Here is a 15,470-nt window from a genome sequence, read left to right on the forward strand (position 1 = left end):
ATGTTTATAGTCCTTCGAAAGGATTGTTTACAACTTCTTTTCTATCTACTATATAAGGAATAAGAGCTACATGTCTAGCGCGTTTAATAGCAACTTCTACCATTTCTTGGTATTTTTTGCTTGTTCCTGTTAAACGGCGAGGCATAATTTTAAATCTTTCTGATAAAGCATGTTTTAACATAGCTGTATCTTTATAATCAATAAATTCAACTTTTGCTTCTGTGTATTTGCAATATTTGCGAGAGTATTTTCTTTTTTCTGCCATAGTTTATCCTTTAAAATGGTAAATCGGTGTCGTCGCTATCATAAGCATCAACATCAATTTCTTTAATTTTTTCTTGGTTTTGGTTAGGGTTTTGTGTTTTTGTTTGCACTTGTTGTGGAGCTTTTTTAAAATTATTTTCACTCATATAAGGATCATAACTTTGGTTTTCGTAATTTGAATAATTATTATTGGCTCCATAATTATTCCCACCATTGTTAAAATTTCCACCTTGTTGAGGATTGCTTCCTAGCATTTCCATGTTTTCAACTTGAACGCTGTGTTTAGAGCGCATTTGCCCATTTTGATCATTCCATTGTTCAAATCTTAAACGCCCTTCTATAAGAACTTTAGAACCCTTAGAAAGATATTGATTTGCCACTTCAGCAGTACGACCATAAAAGCTAATATCGATAAAACAAGTTTCTTCTCGTCTTTCTCCATTTGTGGTAAATCTTCTTGTTACTGCAATAGCTGAAGCTCCAATGGCGTTTCCATTTTGGCCATAACGCATTTCTATATCGCGTGTTAGATTACCTACCAAAACAACTTTATTAAACATTTTTTTCCTTATTGAATTTCAGGCGCGTCTAAAGGTTTTATCTCTTTTTTAGACTGTTTGATGCCGTGGCTTAGTTTTTCCCAAGCTGCAATTTCTTTTTTATTTTCATATTTTACAATTAAAAATCTTATTACTTCTTCTGTAATTCTTAAAATTCTTTCAAGCTCTGCAATTAAATTTGTAGGAGCTTTGAAATAAATTACAAAATAAGTTCCTCTTTCGTATTTTTTGATTTTATACGCTAATTTTCTAGTGCCCATTGGAACAACTGTTTCAATTTCTGCACCATTTTTTACAAGGACTTCTTTTACGAATTCCAACTTTGCATTCACTTCCTCTTCGGTAAGTGTTGGTTTTAAAATAAATAAAACCTCATAATGTTTCATATATTCTCCTTTTGGATGTTAAGCCTATGTGTTTCACAGGCAAGGATTTTGCAAAGTTTTTACAATGCAAGATTTAATTATACCAAAATATACTTAATCTTTACTTTTCGGGTATTAATGGAAAATGTTTAATTTGGCTTTTATAGATAATTACTGATTGTTACTTAATTACAACATATTAAAAGAAATTTAATATTTATATGCTTGCTTATTTTAATTTTATGTTATTATTTACATTGATGGTACCTAAGTCTAGATAATTAAAATGCGGGAGGATACTTTATGCAAAATACAAAACCTATACGATGGTTTACTTTTATTGTTTTAGTGATTGGCGGAGGAACGGTTTTTAAACTTTCTTCCTTAAAAGATGCTTTTTATGTGCCTATGCAAGAATTTATGAATCTTAGCAATACTCAAATTGGACTTGCGCTTTCGGTGTACGGGATAGTTCAGACTGTGGGAAATTTTGCATCTATTTATATAGCGGATAGATTTTCTAAAAAAATTCTCATTCCTTTTTCCTTGATTTGTGTCGGTTTGGTTGGGATTTATATTTCTACCTTTCCTTCATTTTATGGAATTTTAATTGCTTGGGGCTTGCTTTCTTTGTTCGGAGAAGTAGTGTATTGGCCTGTGCTTTTAAAAGCTATTCGTTTGCTTGGAGACTCTACTCAACAAGGAAGACTTTTTGGATTCTTAGAGGCGGGGCGCGGGGTTGTAGATACTGTAGTCGCTTTTAGCGCTTTAGGGATTTTTTTACTTTTGGGTTCTGGAGCAGGTGGACTAAAGGCTGCTATACTTTTCTATAGTACTTGTGTAATTATCGCGGGTATATTAGCTTATTTTCTACTTGAAGATGATAAGATTAATACAAAAGATGAGCAAGGACATGAAATCAGTAAAAATAAAGCCGCTTGGAATGGGGTTATGAAAGCTGTTAAAACTCCTGAAATTTGGGTTGTTTCTTTGACAATTTTTACTATTTATTCGGTGTATTGTGGGCTTACATATTTTATACCTTTTTTAAAAGATATTTATGGTATGCCAGTAGCTTTGGTAGGTGCTTATGGTATTATCAATCAATATACTTTAAAATTAGTTGGAGGACCAATTGGTGGTTACTTGGCAGATAAGACTTTCCGTTCTTCTACAAGATACTTGCGTTTTGCTCTTATTTTAGCTGCGATTGCAATTTTAATTTTTATTTTTATGCCACATGAAAAGTTAAATATTTATTTTGGAATGAGTTTAACTTTAGGTTTTGCAGCTATTGTTTTTACTATGCGTGCTACATTTTTTGCTCCCGTAGATGAGATTAAAATGCCAAGAGAGATTAGTGGTGCTGCGATGAGTATAGCTTGTATATTTGGATATTCTCCACAGCTTTTTTGTTTTGCACTTTATGGTTTTATTATTGATCAATTTAAAGGTTTATTGGGCTATCAAATTGTTTTTGCTTTAATGGGATTTTTTGCAATTTGCGGAGTGGTTATAACAACTATCTTGCTTAGAATGATAGCTAAGAAAAAAACATTACAAGAGGTAGCGTGATGAAAATTGGTTTAGAAACAGAAAGTATGCACCTTTGGTTTCAAAATGGCAGAATGGATATATTCTCTTATATCGATTTTGCTCAGGAGCTAGGTTGCGATGGTGTTATTATAAACATAATTAAAGATTTTGGATTGGATGAGGAGTGGGGTTGCTTAGGAAGCAATGATAAAAGCCATATTGAAAAAATTAAAGAAAAATTAGACGCGTATGGGATGTATTGCGAGATTGATTCTAAGGGTTTTGATAAGAATAAATTTGAACAAATTGCCAAGGTGGCTCAGTCTTTGGAAGCTAAAATTATTCGTTCTTATGTACCTTTGACAGATAAAAATAAAAAGGTTGAAAATGCTAGTGATGGAGCCTATGATGATTCTAAAATCACGACTAAATTTGATAAAAGTGAATTTTTAAGTGCAGTAGATGAAATCAAGGCTTTAATTCCGCTTTTGGAAGAGTATGATTTAAAGCTTGCTATTGAAAATCATGAATATCAAACTTCTGATGATTTGCTTGAATTGTTAAATTTGATTAATCATCCTAGAATAGGATTTTTATATGATTTTGGAAATTCAATGATGGCTTATGAAGAGCCTAATAAAGCTTGTGAAAATATGGCTAAACATACTTTTAGTACACATTGTAAAGATCATATCGTATTTGTAGAGGATGGTGTTGAGTATGTATGTGGCGTGCCTTTGGGTGAAGGAAATTTGGATATTAAGGCTTGTGTGGAAATTTTAAAACAAGCTGGACTAGATCGCATCAATGTAGAACAATGCTATCCTTACTGTGCCACTTTTAAGAGAGAAAAGGGTGCAGGTGGGATTAAAGAGCTAGGCAAAGGAGCTTTCAAGATAGAAAAGCCTTTATTTGATGACTTAAAAGCAATGCAGTATTATTATCCTCAAGAAGTTTCTAAAGAACATCTAGAAAGACTTTTAATTTTACAAAAAGAGGGTTGCGAAAGAAGTGTGAAATATCTAAAGAGTATTATATAAACAAGCTTTGATCTAAAGCTTGTTTAATTTCTTCAAGCATAGCAAAGCGTTTTTTGTACTCCGAACGCTTGCTGCTTGGAATTTCTTCAAGATTTTTTCGCTTGTGAGAAAGTTCATAATATAAATGATTATTGATCTTGACAAGCTTTCCCTATTTTCTAGCCAAATTTTTTGATAATCAAACAAAATAGCCCTTATCCTCTCCTTTTTGAGAGCGGATTTGATTTTTTTCATAGACTCCAAATGTAGCATCGAGTTTTAAAGATGCGCAAAGCATTTTGATACATTCTATAAGTAGAGCAATGAGGCGTAAGTTATGGTAGTTTTTAGTATAGAAAAGATTAAATAGATTCATTGCATCACTCTTATGATATCATTAAATGTTGCAAAAATCATCAAGCTTAAAAGTAAAGCCATTCCTCCATAGCTAAGGTATTCAAAAGCTCTTGGTGGAACTTTGCGTCTAAAAATCATTTCATAAAGATTAAAAAGTATATGTCCTCCATCTAACATAGGAATAGGCAAGAGATTTAAAATTCCTAAATTAATAGAGATTAAAGCGGTGATAAATAGCAATATAACCAAACTTTTTTCAGCTGCTTTTGAGGTAAGTTCAGTCATAGTGATGATACCACCTAAATTTTTAGCCTCTACTTCACCACTTATGAGTTTAATGATACCTTTTACTATAAGAGTAGAAGCTTTCATGCTCTCATCTAAAGCATAATTTATACTTTGCATGCCTTGATGATAGATTATAACGGTGCTTCCACTAGGGCTTACCCCAAGCTGAGCTTTTGGAATGATTTGTCCAAAATCATTATAAGCTTGCCCTAATTTTGTAGTGATGATAAATTCTAAATTCTCTCCTTTTCTATCGATAAGAATTTTTAAAGGTTCAAGTCTTAGATGATCAGAAATTTCATCAAAACTTTGAATTTTTATACCATTTATAGCAAGTATAGTATCGTTATTTTCAAGTCCTGCTAAAGCTGCGGCTGAATTAGGTGCGATATTTCCTATTTGTGGACTTAGTTTTTGTATGCCTAAATTTCCTATGGCTATGTAAAGTAAAAAGGCTAGGAAAAGATTAAAAAAAGGTCCTGCAAAAAGAATATAAATTTTTTTTATAGGGCTTAAAATACTATAGCTATCCTGATCTTGATTTTCTAAGCCAGGTTGCATATCATCTTGTCCTTTAAGTTTAACATAGCCACCTAATGGTAAAGCACTCAAGCGATATTTGGTGCCTTTAAATTCACGTTCAAGCAAACTTTGTCCAAAACCTATGCTAAAAACTTCTACTTTAACACCCAAGGATTTTGCCGCTAAAAAATGTCCTAGTTCATGAAAGAAAATCAAAAAAGAAATAACTAAAATGGTTGCTAAAAATTCTATGGAGTAAAATTTAAAACCAAGAATTAAAATCAAAGCTAAAAAAAATAAAGATTTCATTGTAATTTTCCCTTGCTTTGTTTAATATAGCTAAAAATATATTCAAATCCCGAGTAAAGCGTAAGAAATAAAGCAATATAAAGTAAAATATCCCCTCCTATCCATTCCATGGTTAAAAATCCTATGGCTATCATTTGAAAAGTTGTTTTTAATTTTCCAGTAAAAGAGGCATTTACATTTAAATTTTCACTTACCATAACCACGCGAAAACCCGTGATGAAAAATTCACGCACCAAGATAAGATAAACAATCCATTCATTAGCTTTTCCCGATAGAAGAAGCCCTAAAAAAGCTGCTAGGGTTAACATTTTATCCGCTAAAGGATCTAAAATTCCACCAAGCTTTGTGGTTTGTTGTAAAGTTCTAGCTATAAAGCCGTCAAAAAAATCACTCAAGGCTGCTAAAGCAAAAGTCAAAGCAGCAAAATAATTAATCCAACTTTGATGTATATTATCAAATTTATAACTCAATAAAAAAAAGAGCAAGGGTGCTAAAATCATCCTTAAAACAGCTAAAGTATTAGGTATATTCATAAAAAACCTTATTTTAGATTAAGATAAAACTAATTAGATGAAATTGTATAAAATTTAGGCAAAGCTTTAGTAAAAAAATATTTAAATTTATATTTTTTTGAAATATAATGTAAAAAATATAAACACCTTGCTCAAAAGAGCAGGGTAAAAATCAAAGAAATTGAACTATCTTATCAAAATCAAAGCGATTTTTTTGTGGAATTTTTTCATCATTGGAATACCCTAAAGCTATCACTAAGGTAGATTTTTCTTTTTTGGTATCAAGTAAGAGATAAGAATCGAGTTTTTCTTTATCAAAACCGCCTATAGTACAACTTGCTATATTTAAAGCATTGGCACCATAAAGTATACTAGCAAGTGCTATGTGAGCTTGTTCTCTTGCATAGGATATTTTTTGCTCTTGACTAAGGGATTGTAAAAAAGGCATATAAGTGTCTAGGCGTTTTTGAATTTCTGCTTCACTCATATCTCTTTTTCTAAGTTTGTCTTCAAAATAATCTAAAAAATCAAGCCTTGAAACAATGATGATTAATGCCGCACAATCTTTCACATGTTGTTGTTGGTTGCAAATTTGAGCCAACTCTTCTTTTTTCTTGTCATCTTGCACCACTAAAAATCTCCAAGGTTCAAGCCCTAAAGAACTAGGGCTTAATCTTGCTATCTCTAAGATAGTATCCAAATCTTCTTTTTTAAGTTTTTCATTTTTAAAATTTCTACAAGAATATCTTGTGCTAAAAATTTCAAGTTCTGTTTTCATCACTTCTCCTTATAAAATTCAACTACTTCATCAAATTTTAAACGCTGAGTAGGGTATTTTGGCTCGTGAGCTTGATAGCCCAAAGATAAGATCACAGCGGTTTCAAAAGGATACTCAAGTTTAAGAAAATCATCTACCTTATCTTTTTCATAACCCCCTATCATACAAGAATCAATACCCAAACTCATCGCAGCTAGCGACATTTGCATCATTGCAAGATAGCATTGAAGTTGTGCAAAATGATAAAGTTCTTTTTCATCCATTGCATCAGTATCGTGGGTATAAATCTTTAAAATTTTTTGGAAATTTTCTTCTTTAGAACCCGCAAAACGACGAATCTGTTTTTGTGCAAATTCATCCTTGCTTTGCAAGTCTTTTCTTGCTAGAAAGATGATATTGTGGCTTGCGCTTGCTACATTTTCTTGGTTAAAGCAAAATTTGGCAAGTTTTTGATTGTCTTCTTTTTTGTTTAATACAACAAATTTCCAAGGTTCAAATCCATGCGAGCTAGGAGCTAAAATTCCACTTTCTAAGATAAAACGCAAATCTTCCTCGCTGATTTTTTTATCATTAAAAAGCTTACAAGCTCTACGTTTTAAAATCAGTTCTTTAAAATTCATATTTAATCCTTAATTTAAAAATAATAATATCAATTATAAAATGCAAAACTTAATCAAAAAATATTATAGTTTGATATTTTTCTTAAAAACAAAGCCAGATTTTTCAAAATCCATTTTTTGGATATAAAATTCATGGGCTTGTGTTCTAAAAAAACTTGAGCTTAATTCCAATTCTTCATATCCTTGTTGTTTTGCCCAAATTTGAATTTTTTTAAAGAAAGATTGACCCACGCCTTTGCCTCTTAGGGCTTCATCTACAACAAAATCGCAAATATAAAGACAATGATTATGATAAAGTACATTAAAAGGCATAACTCCACAAGCTGCTTTGAAAACTCCCTTGTCTTCATATGCAAAAAGTTTATAATGTTGAGTTTTTGTAGCAAGTTGAAATTTGTCTAAAAAATCTTCTAAAGACAGATTGTTTCTTAATTGTTTTATTAAAGGATAAATTTTTTCTAAGTCTTCTTTTAAATTAATTTCTCTCATCGTTAAACTCTTTAAAAATCAAACAATTCAGGTTTTAATTTTAAAAGCAGACAAAAAGTCGCTAAGGTAGCTTGTTTTTGCATAAATTCACGATCGCCACTTAAATAAAGAATTTCTTGGATAAATGTTCCATCTTTAAACATCGCTCCTATATAAACCGTCCCTGCTTTTATCAATCCTTCATTTTGTTCGCCTGTAACACCGCTAATAGCTAGTGCAAAATCAGGTTTTGCAGTTTTAAAGATACCCTTAAGCATAAAATACACACAACGCTCGCTGTACTCACCTTGGTTTTCTAAAACACCTTCACTTATACCTAGCCATTCGTGCTTGATTTTGTTAGAATAACTTACGATAGAACCTTCAAAAATTTCACTCACTCCGCTAAATTTTGTAAGAGTGCTTGCGCAAAGTCCGCCCGTGCAGCTTTCTGCAAAAGAAATTTTAATCTTCTTTTCTAAAAGTTTTGAAACGATAAATTGTATAGGATCTTTACCTAAAAATACTTTTTGTCCAAAAAGATTTCTTACGCTCGTTAAAAAACCATCTAGTTTGCCAAAATTGACACAACTTGCTTTAATGAGAGTAAGATTTTCTAATAATTTGCTTGATTTTATACTGACTTCATAAGATTTAGTTAAGGTATCAAGTAGCAAAACAGCGCTCTCATCATCTATGCCTAATAAACAAAAATAAGCGAAATTAGGAAAAATATCTCCAAGTAAAGGAGGAAGTTTTTGCCCTGGGTTTGTTTTGATAACATTGACTTTTGAATTGACAAAATCACATATAAAGCTATCTTTTTCAAAATAAGCCTTATCAGGGACTAAGTTATCTTCTTTTAAGACTAAATTATCTTCACTTAGGGTAGCTAAAATTTTTGCTACGGTAGCGTAGTGATTGGGTGTGGTAAAAAGAGTTATGAAATCATATTTGTCTAATAATTTTTCAAGCAAAAAGGGTAATTCTTTATCGGTTTTATTTTGAAAACGAGTCTCATGAATTTCTTTAAATTTATTTTCATAGCTGCGATAAATATAATCCTTAAAATTTTCATTCATTATAAGTTCATCACCGATAAGAAAAAGCAAATGTTTCATAAATTTTTCCTTTTTTATATAATTATAGCTAAAATTTAAACTATTTTGAGTAGAATTTAAGATTATAAAAACTTCATCTAGGTGGAACAATGGATTATAAAGATACCCTGCTTTTGCCAAATACTACTTTTGCAATGCGCGCTAATTTGGCAGAATTTGAGCCAAAAAGATTTGAAAAATGGTTTAGCAAGAATTACGCTTATGAAAAAATGAAAACAAAACGCAAGGAAGCGAAAAAAGCTTTTACTCTTCATGATGGCCCTCCTTATGCTAATGGGCATATCCACATAGGACATGCTTTAAATAAAATTCTAAAAGAAACGATTATCAAAACGCATTATTTTAATGGAGAAAGTATTCGTTTTACTCCAGGTTGGGATTGTCATGGCTTGCCTATAGAACAACAGGTTGAAATCAAACTTGGAGATAAGAAAAAAAGCTTGAGTAAAAAAGAGATTCGATCATTTTGTAGAGAGCATGCAAATGAATTCGTAAATATCCAAAGAGATGAATTTAAAAGTCTTGGTGTGATTGCGGATTGGGATAAGCCTTATCTTACGATGAAATTTGAATTTGAAGCGGCGATTTACCGCACTTTATGCGAGATTGCTAAAAAAGGTTTGCTTTGTGAGCGTTCTAAACCTGTTTTTTGGAGTTGGGCGGCTAAATCAGCTCTTGCTGAAGCTGAGGTAGAATATGAAGATAAAGAGGATTATTCTATTTTTGTGGCTTTTGACTTAGATGAGCAATCTTGTCAAAAATTGGGCATTTCAAAAGCAAGTGCAGTGATTTGGACTACTACTCCTTGGACTTTGGTGGCAAATCAAGCTATTGCTTTAAATCCAAATGAAAACTATGTGATTACCAAAGAAGGATTGATTTTTGCTAGTGCTTTACTTGAAAGTATGGTCGCTAAAGGTTTGACAAAGGGTGAAATTCAAAAAGAGCTTAATGCAAAAGAGTTTGAAAAATTAGAAGCTATCAATCCTTTAAATTCAAGAAAATCCATCTTGATTATGGGTGAACATGTTTTAATGGAAGGTGGAAGTGGGCTTGTGCATACAGCTCCAGGACATGGTGAGGATGATTACTATGCTTGTTTAAAATATGATATAGAAGTGATCATGCCTGTGGATGATGGAGGTTGTTATGATGAAACTTTACGCCACAAAGGGCTCTTGCCATCTGATTTGCTTGATGAGTTTATAGGACTTCATATTTTCAAGGCTAATGAAAAAATTTTAGAGCTTTTAGGAAATCATCTTTTACATTCTTCTAAATTCATACACTCCTATCCATTTTGTTGGAGAACCCACAAACCTGTGATTTATAGAGCGACTAAGCAATGGTTTATTTTAATGGATGAGCCAAAACTAAAGGGTAAAACTTTAAGAGAATGTGCTAAAGAGCAAATTTTAAAAACAAAATTTTATCCACAAAGCGGAGTAAAAAGAATAGGCTCTATGGTGGAAAATCGTCCTGATTGGTGTATTTCAAGACAAAGAGATTGGGGGACGCCTATAGCTTTCTTTAGAGATAAAAGCACTAAAGAAGTGATTTTTGATGCCGAGCTTTTTGATTTTGTAGCAAATATATTTGAAAAACATGGAGCAGATGCTTGGTGGGAATTTGAAATTAAAGACTTAATACCGCAAAATTCAAAATACAACGCAGACAACTTGGAAAAAGTTTATGATATTTTAGATGTTTGGTTTGATAGTGGAAGTACTTGGAATGCAGTTTTAAATAGCGGAATCTATGATGCAGGAGAGAAGAGAGCAAGTATGTATCTAGAAGGAAGCGATCAGCATAGAGGTTGGTTTCAAAGCTCTTTGCTTGTAGGAACAGCTATTAATGAATTTGCTCCTTATGAAAGTATCTTAACCCATGGCTTTACCACGGATGAAAAAGGGCAAAAAATGTCAAAATCCAAAGGTAATGTTATAGCTCCTGAGTATGTAGCTAAAACTTATGGGGTGGAAATTTTAAGACTTTGGATACTTTTGAGTGATTATTCTACTGATTTAAAAATTTCAGATAATATCTTAAAACAAGTAGGCGAGCAATACCGAAAAATAAGAAATACTATAAGATTTTTACTTGCAAATACCAATGACTTGGAAAATTTAGAAGTAGAGGAATTTAGTTTTATAGATACATGGATACTGACTCGTGCTACACGCGTATTTAAAAGTGCTAAAGAAAATTTCTTAGCTTATGAATTTGCAAAAGGCTTTAATGTGCTTTTAAATTTTTTAAGCGCTGATTTAAGTGGAATTTATCTTGATATAAGCAAAGACAGACTTTATTGTGATGCTAAAAATAGCAAACGCAGAAAATCCGCACAAGTGGCAATGGCTTTAATCGCTAGAGAACTTTTAAATTTATTAGCTCCAAATTTAACTTATAGTGTAGATGAGGCTTTAGAGCATGCTAATAGCTTGATAAAAGGCGATGCTAAAGATGTATTTGATTTGAGCTTGGAAGAAAAATTTGAATATGATTTTAGTATAGATGATGAATTTTTATTGAGTGTGCGTGAGAAATTCTTTGAAAATATCGATATATTGAAAAAAGATAAAGTGATCAAATCAACTTTAGAACTTAATCTTGACACGAATTCAAAACTTTTAAATTCCATACCTAAAGAAGAATTAAATGATTGGTTTATGGTAAGTTTTGATGAAAAATTACAAGGTGAAGTTTTGTGTGAATTTGAAGTGGAGAATGAGAGCTTTAGGATCATAAAAGCCACGCTTTGCAAATGTCCTAGATGTTGGAAAGTAGAAAGCGCTAAAGAAGATGAGCCTTGCATGCGTTGCGCTGAGGTTTTAAAACATGCTTGATAATCCTATCCCAAATTCCATTATTATCGCTACTATAGCAATCACCGCTGTTTTTTGTGCAGTGGCGGTTGTTTTTATTAAAAATTTGGCAAAGAAACAGAAGGAAAAAGAATGATAACCTTAAAAGAAGCTTTGAAATACTCTAAAGAAGAGCTTGAAAATCTAAAAAAAGAACTCAATGATAAAGCTAAAAAAGAAAATAAAATAGGTGCTTATATAGAGCAATTTTTAGGTAAAGACTTAAGCGATGGGGGTGAAGGTATACCTATAGCGATTAAGGATAATATCAGTGTAAAAGACTGGGAATTAACTTGTGCAAGTAAAATTTTACAAGGATATGTAGCTCCTTATGATGCTACTGCTATTAAGAATTTAAGATCTAAAGGTTTTAGTCCTTATGGGCGAACCAATATGGATGAATTTGCTATGGGAAGTTCGAGTGCGACTTCGTTTTATGGAAAAACCTTAAATCCTTTAAATTTTGCTCGCGTTCCAGGCGGCTCAAGTGGCGGTAGTGCTGCTGCTGTAGCAGGCGGTTTGGCTTTGGCTAGTTTGGGTAGTGATACGGGCGGTTCAGTGCGTCAGCCAGCTGCTTTTTGTGGTTGTGTGGGGTTTAAGCCTAGCTATGGAAGAGTGAGTCGATATGGGCTTGCTTCTTATTCTTCAAGTCTTGATCAAATAGGCGTTTTGACGCAAAATGTAGAAGATGCAGCTATTCTTTATGATGCTATTGCGGGTTATGATAAAATGGATAGCACAAGTGCGAAAGTAGATTTTACACCTACTACTCCTAATTTAAATGCAGAGAAAAAATTAAGAATTGCTGTGATAGAAAATTATGTCAATGAAGCAAGCACTGAAGTAAAAGCCGCGCTTTTAAAAAGTATAGAGATGTTAAAAGCAAATGGACATGAAATTGTTTATAAAAATATGCTTGATTCTAAATTTGATATTGCAGCTTATTATATCATCGCAACAGCTGAAGCGAGTGCAAATTTAAGTCGTTATGATGGAGTGCGTTATGGAAAACGCTCACAAAATACAGAAAATCTTAAAGATATGTATATCAATACTCGTAGTGAAGGTTTTGGCGAAGAAGTAAAAAGAAGAATTTTGCTAGGAACCTTTGTTTTAAGCAGTGGTTATTATGATGCTTATTATATAAAAGCACAAAAGGCTAGGGCTTTTATCAAGGCAAAATATGAAGAAATATTACAAGATGCTGATCTTATTTTTATGCCTGTAACTCCTACAACTGCATTTGAATTCAACGCAAAAAAAAGCCCTATGGAAGTATATTTAGAAGATATTTATACCATTTCTTTAAATTTGGCAGGGCTTGGGGGTATTAGTGTGCCTGTGGGCAAGGATAAAGAAGGGCTTAATATCTCAGCCCAGCTTATTTGCAAGGCTTATGATGAGCAAACCTTGCTAGATGGAGCTTTAAGTTTAGAAAAAATTATAAAGGAAAATAAATGAATATAATTAAGCGCGCTTTGACTTTTGAGGATGTACTTTTACGCCCTTGCTATTCCGAGGTTTTACCTAAACAAGTAAAAATTCATACCAAGCTTACTAAAAACATCACTTTAAATATGCCTTTAATCTCTGCTGCTATGGATACAGTAACAGAGCACAGAGCTGCTATCATGATGGCAAGACTTGGCGGACTTGGCGTAATTCATAAAAATATGGATATAGCTTCGCAGGTAAGAGAAGTTAAAAGAGTGAAAAAAAGTGAAAGCGGGGTGATCATAGATCCTATTTTTGTAAGCCCTAAAGCAAGTGTAGCAGAGGCTTTGGAAATCATGGCAGAGTATAGAATTTCAGGAGTTCCTGTGATAGATAGCGATAGAAAACTCATAGGCATTCTTACTAATCGTGATTTGAGATTTGAAAATGATTATTCAAATTTGGTTGAAAATGTGATGACTAAGGCTCCTTTAATCACAGCTCCTAAAGGATGTACTTTAGACGATGCAGAGAAAATTTTTAGCAAAAACAAGGTAGAAAAACTTCCTATAGTTGATGAGCAAGGACGCTTAGAAGGACTTATCACCATAAAAGATCTTAAAAAACGCAAAGAATATCCAGATGCAAATAAAGATAGCTTTGGAAGATTGCGCGTAGCGGCTGCGATTGGAGTAGGGCAAATGGATCGAGTAGATGCTTTGGTAGAAGCTGGAGTAGATGCTGTGGTTCTTGATTCAGCACATGGGCATTCTAAGGGTATCATTGATACAGTAAAAAGTGTTAAAGAAAAATATCCAAATTTGGATTTAATCGCGGGTAATATCGCTACTGCAGCTGCTGCAAAAGCGCTTTGTGAAGCAGGTGCTGATGCTGTTAAAGTAGGTATTGGCCCAGGAAGTATTTGTACTACGCGCATCGTTTCAGGAGTGGGGGTGCCACAAATTTCAGCTATTGATGAGTGTGCTATGGAAGCTAAAAAATATGGTGTTCCTGTGATCGCTGATGGAGGGATTAAGTATTCAGGCGATATTGCAAAGGCTTTGGCAGCGGGCGCGAGTTCGATCATGATAGGTTCCCTTTTAGCAGGTACAGATGAGAGTCCAGGTGAGCTTTTTACCTATCAAGGAAGACAATACAAATCCTACCGCGGTATGGGATCGATAGGAGCTATGCAAAAAGGAAGTTCGGATAGATATTTTCAGCAAGGAACTGCACAAGATAAATTAGTTCCTGAAGGTATAGAAGGACGCGTGCCTTATGTAGGAAGTATAAAAAATGTCGTACATCAGCTTTTAGGAGGGCTTCGTTCTTCTATGGGTTATGTGGGTGCTAAAGATATAGAAGATTTTCAAGCAAGAGCTGAATTTGTTGAAATCACAAGTGCGGGACTTAAAGAAAGCCATGTTCACGATGTAACGATAACCCACGAAGCACCAAATTATAAGGTAAATCAATGAGTTTTGAAGAAAACTTAAAAAATGCAAACGAGTCCTTAGAAAAGCTCAATGATAAAGAACTAAGCTTAGATGAAAGTGTGAAAATTTACAAAGAAGGATTAAAAAGCATTGAAAAAGCAAGGCTTGCTCTTGAAAAAGCAAGGCTTGAAGTGGAGCATATCGATGAGTAAGATTGCTGCTTTGCAATTTCCAACCTTGGCATTGAGTGAATCAAGGCTTGATTATTATTTAAAAGCTTCTAAGGATAGTGGAGCAAATTTAGTCGTTTTGGGCGAATATGTGCTTAATAGCTTTTTTACAGAGCTTTTGGTCATGCCAAAGTCTATGATTAAAGAGCAAAGCGAAGCCAAAAAAGAAAGCTTGATTAGGCTTGCTAAAAAATATGAGCTTGAAATCATCGCTCCTTATATCAGTGTAGAAACCAAGGGATATAAAAAGCTTTGCTTAAAGGTTGCTCCAAATCATATCAAAACCTATGAGCAACAAGTTTTAATGCCTTATAATCACTGGAATGAAGAAAAATTTTTTAGCAATAAAACCAATAAGGGCAATTTAAAACTTTTTACTTTTAATTATGATAAATTAAAATGTGCTTTACTTTTTGGTTTTGAGGTGCATTTTGATATTTTTTGGCAACAAATTATGGCTAAAAAGATTGATTTAGTTATCGTTCCTAGTGCTTGCACCTTTGAAAGTAAGCAAAGATGGGAAGAGCTTTTAAAAACAAGAGCTTTTTTAAATTCTACAAATATCTTAAGAGTAAATCGCATAGGCACCACAAAAGATGAATGGAATTTTTATGGTGATAGTATGCTTATCAATGCTTTTGGGGAAATAGAAAGTAGGCTAGGTTCTGAAGAGGAGATGCTTATTGTAGAGCCTAAAAAAGCAGATGAAGCTAGAAAAATTTGGGCTTTTGATAAGATAGTTAAAGGACTTTAAAGATTGAATTCACACTAAGCTTATTTAAATAAG

General features: G+C 33.0%; 17 protein-coding genes and 1 pseudogene. 8 read left to right on the forward strand and 10 right to left on the reverse strand.

What is annotated here, in order from left to right:
- Positions 1 to 4: 4 nt before the first annotated feature.
- Genes rpsR through rpsF form a run of 3 tightly spaced genes read right to left on the reverse strand, consistent with a single transcriptional unit; the run spans position 5 to position 1,210 of the window.
- On the reverse strand, positions 5 to 265 hold the full coding sequence (rpsR, locus tag AAID94_03560; protein ID XAK24607.1) for a 30S ribosomal protein S18: 261 nt from the start codon (positions 263 to 265) through the stop codon (positions 5 to 7).
- A gap of 10 nt (positions 266 to 275) precedes the next feature.
- Positions 276 to 824, reverse strand: coding sequence for a single-stranded DNA-binding protein (locus AAID94_03565; GenBank protein XAK24608.1), 549 nt, complete (start codon positions 822 to 824; stop codon positions 276 to 278).
- Between the two features lie 8 nt (positions 825 to 832).
- Positions 833 to 1,210 carry a 30S ribosomal protein S6 gene (gene rpsF / locus AAID94_03570; protein XAK24609.1) on the reverse strand — a complete coding sequence of 126 codons (378 nt, stop codon included), beginning with the start codon at positions 1,208 to 1,210 and terminating at the stop codon, positions 833 to 835.
- Positions 1,211 to 1,492: 282 nt separating this feature from the next.
- Here rpsF and AAID94_03575 point away from each other — a divergent pair, with 282 nt between their 5' ends.
- A complete protein-coding gene (locus AAID94_03575) occupies positions 1,493 to 2,764 on the forward strand; it encodes an MFS transporter (protein ID XAK24610.1) in 1,272 nt (423 codons plus the stop codon).
- On the forward strand, positions 2,764 to 3,765 hold the full coding sequence (locus tag AAID94_03580; protein XAK24611.1) for a sugar phosphate isomerase/epimerase family protein: 1,002 nt from the start codon (positions 2,764 to 2,766) through the stop codon (positions 3,763 to 3,765). The genes AAID94_03575 and AAID94_03580 overlap by 1 nt, the downstream gene beginning before the upstream one ends.
- Here AAID94_03580 and AAID94_03585 read toward each other — a convergent pair.
- From AAID94_03585 to AAID94_03615, 7 genes and pseudogenes are all read right to left on the reverse strand, one after another.
- Positions 3,758 to 4,096: pseudogene (locus AAID94_03585) on the reverse strand (DUF535 family protein). The gene AAID94_03580 and the pseudogene AAID94_03585 sit on opposite strands and share 8 nt — an antisense overlap.
- A gap of 20 nt (positions 4,097 to 4,116) precedes the next feature.
- Complete coding sequence (gene rseP / locus AAID94_03590) at positions 4,117 to 5,220, reverse strand: RIP metalloprotease RseP (protein ID XAK24612.1); 1,104 nt, start codon at positions 5,218 to 5,220, stop codon at positions 4,117 to 4,119.
- On the reverse strand, positions 5,217 to 5,753 hold the full coding sequence (gene pgsA, locus AAID94_03595) for a CDP-diacylglycerol--glycerol-3-phosphate 3-phosphatidyltransferase (protein ID XAK24613.1): 537 nt from the start codon (positions 5,751 to 5,753) through the stop codon (positions 5,217 to 5,219). Before pgsA ends, rseP begins: the two co-directional genes overlap by 4 nt.
- Positions 5,754 to 5,904: 151 nt before the next feature.
- The gene (locus AAID94_03600; protein XAK24614.1) at positions 5,905 to 6,510 is read right to left on the reverse strand and encodes an NAD(P)H-dependent oxidoreductase; all 606 of its coding nucleotides are present in this window, start codon (positions 6,508 to 6,510) and stop codon (positions 5,905 to 5,907) included.
- On the reverse strand, positions 6,510 to 7,130 hold the full coding sequence (locus AAID94_03605) for an NAD(P)H-dependent oxidoreductase (GenBank protein XAK24615.1): 621 nt from the start codon (positions 7,128 to 7,130) through the stop codon (positions 6,510 to 6,512). Before AAID94_03605 ends, AAID94_03600 begins: the two co-directional genes overlap by 1 nt.
- A gap of 63 nt (positions 7,131 to 7,193) precedes the next feature.
- Complete coding sequence (locus tag AAID94_03610; GenBank protein XAK24616.1) at positions 7,194 to 7,619, reverse strand: GNAT family N-acetyltransferase; 426 nt, start codon at positions 7,617 to 7,619, stop codon at positions 7,194 to 7,196.
- A gap of 11 nt (positions 7,620 to 7,630) precedes the next feature.
- Positions 7,631 to 8,719: a CinA family protein gene (locus AAID94_03615; protein ID XAK24617.1), complete on the reverse strand. Its 1,089-nt coding sequence runs from the start codon at positions 8,717 to 8,719 to the stop codon at positions 7,631 to 7,633.
- 89 nt (positions 8,720 to 8,808) lie between these two features.
- On the opposite strand from AAID94_03615, the gene ileS reads away from it, so the two are divergent.
- From ileS to AAID94_03645, 6 genes are read left to right on the forward strand one after another with little or no spacing between them, the layout of a single operon-like run.
- Positions 8,809 to 11,565: an isoleucine--tRNA ligase gene (ileS, locus tag AAID94_03620; protein XAK24618.1), complete on the forward strand. Its 2,757-nt coding sequence runs from the start codon at positions 8,809 to 8,811 to the stop codon at positions 11,563 to 11,565.
- Positions 11,558 to 11,680, forward strand: coding sequence for a hypothetical protein (locus AAID94_03625; protein ID XAK24619.1), 123 nt, complete (start codon positions 11,558 to 11,560; stop codon positions 11,678 to 11,680). The genes ileS and AAID94_03625 overlap by 8 nt, the downstream gene beginning before the upstream one ends.
- On the forward strand, positions 11,677 to 13,044 hold the full coding sequence (gene gatA, locus AAID94_03630) for an Asp-tRNA(Asn)/Glu-tRNA(Gln) amidotransferase subunit GatA (protein ID XAK24620.1): 1,368 nt from the start codon (positions 11,677 to 11,679) through the stop codon (positions 13,042 to 13,044). Before AAID94_03625 ends, gatA begins: the two co-directional genes overlap by 4 nt.
- The gene (guaB, locus tag AAID94_03635; protein ID XAK24621.1) at positions 13,041 to 14,495 is read left to right on the forward strand and encodes an IMP dehydrogenase; all 1,455 of its coding nucleotides are present in this window, start codon (positions 13,041 to 13,043) and stop codon (positions 14,493 to 14,495) included. The genes gatA and guaB overlap by 4 nt, the downstream gene beginning before the upstream one ends.
- The gene (gene xseB / locus AAID94_03640; protein ID XAK24622.1) at positions 14,492 to 14,665 is read left to right on the forward strand and encodes an exodeoxyribonuclease VII small subunit; all 174 of its coding nucleotides are present in this window, start codon (positions 14,492 to 14,494) and stop codon (positions 14,663 to 14,665) included. The genes guaB and xseB overlap by 4 nt, the downstream gene beginning before the upstream one ends.
- A complete protein-coding gene (locus AAID94_03645) occupies positions 14,658 to 15,437 on the forward strand; it encodes a carbon-nitrogen hydrolase family protein (protein XAK24623.1) in 780 nt (259 codons plus the stop codon). Before xseB ends, AAID94_03645 begins: the two co-directional genes overlap by 8 nt.
- The last annotated feature ends 33 nt before the right edge of the window (positions 15,438 to 15,470 follow it).

This window comes from Campylobacter coli (assembly GCA_039516895.1).
GTDB lineage: Bacteria > Campylobacterota > Campylobacteria > Campylobacterales > Campylobacteraceae > Campylobacter_D > Campylobacter_D coli_B.

Excerpts from the sequence above, each read along its gene's own strand:
- AAID94_03575 (XAK24610.1), top strand. The coding sequence starts at position 1,493 with ATGCAAAATACAAAACCTATACGATGGTTTACTTTTATTGTTTTAGTG.
- guaB (XAK24621.1), top strand. The coding sequence starts at position 13,041 with ATGAATATAATTAAGCGCGCTTTGACTTTTGAGGATGTACTTTTACGC.
- AAID94_03645 (XAK24623.1), top strand. The coding sequence starts at position 14,658 with ATGAGTAAGATTGCTGCTTTGCAATTTCCAACCTTGGCATTGAGTGAA.
- AAID94_03625 (XAK24619.1), top strand. The coding sequence starts at position 11,558 with ATGCTTGATAATCCTATCCCAAATTCCATTATTATCGCTACTATAGCA.
- AAID94_03605 (XAK24615.1), bottom strand. The coding sequence starts at position 7,130 with ATGAATTTTAAAGAACTGATTTTAAAACGTAGAGCTTGTAAGCTTTTT.
- rpsR (XAK24607.1), bottom strand. The coding sequence starts at position 265 with ATGGCAGAAAAAAGAAAATACTCTCGCAAATATTGCAAATACACAGAA.
- AAID94_03615 (XAK24617.1), bottom strand. The coding sequence starts at position 8,719 with ATGAAACATTTGCTTTTTCTTATCGGTGATGAACTTATAATGAATGAA.
- ileS (XAK24618.1), top strand. The coding sequence starts at position 8,809 with ATGGATTATAAAGATACCCTGCTTTTGCCAAATACTACTTTTGCAATG.
- gatA (XAK24620.1), top strand. The coding sequence starts at position 11,677 with ATGATAACCTTAAAAGAAGCTTTGAAATACTCTAAAGAAGAGCTTGAA.
- rseP (XAK24612.1), bottom strand. The coding sequence starts at position 5,220 with ATGAAATCTTTATTTTTTTTAGCTTTGATTTTAATTCTTGGTTTTAAA.
- rpsF (XAK24609.1), bottom strand. The coding sequence starts at position 1,210 with ATGAAACATTATGAGGTTTTATTTATTTTAAAACCAACACTTACCGAA.
- xseB (XAK24622.1), top strand. The coding sequence starts at position 14,492 with ATGAGTTTTGAAGAAAACTTAAAAAATGCAAACGAGTCCTTAGAAAAG.
- AAID94_03565 (XAK24608.1), bottom strand. The coding sequence starts at position 824 with ATGTTTAATAAAGTTGTTTTGGTAGGTAATCTAACACGCGATATAGAA.
- pgsA (XAK24613.1), bottom strand. The coding sequence starts at position 5,753 with ATGAATATACCTAATACTTTAGCTGTTTTAAGGATGATTTTAGCACCC.
- AAID94_03580 (XAK24611.1), top strand. The coding sequence starts at position 2,764 with ATGAAAATTGGTTTAGAAACAGAAAGTATGCACCTTTGGTTTCAAAAT.
- AAID94_03600 (XAK24614.1), bottom strand. The coding sequence starts at position 6,510 with ATGAAAACAGAACTTGAAATTTTTAGCACAAGATATTCTTGTAGAAAT.
- AAID94_03610 (XAK24616.1), bottom strand. The coding sequence starts at position 7,619 with ATGAGAGAAATTAATTTAAAAGAAGACTTAGAAAAAATTTATCCTTTA.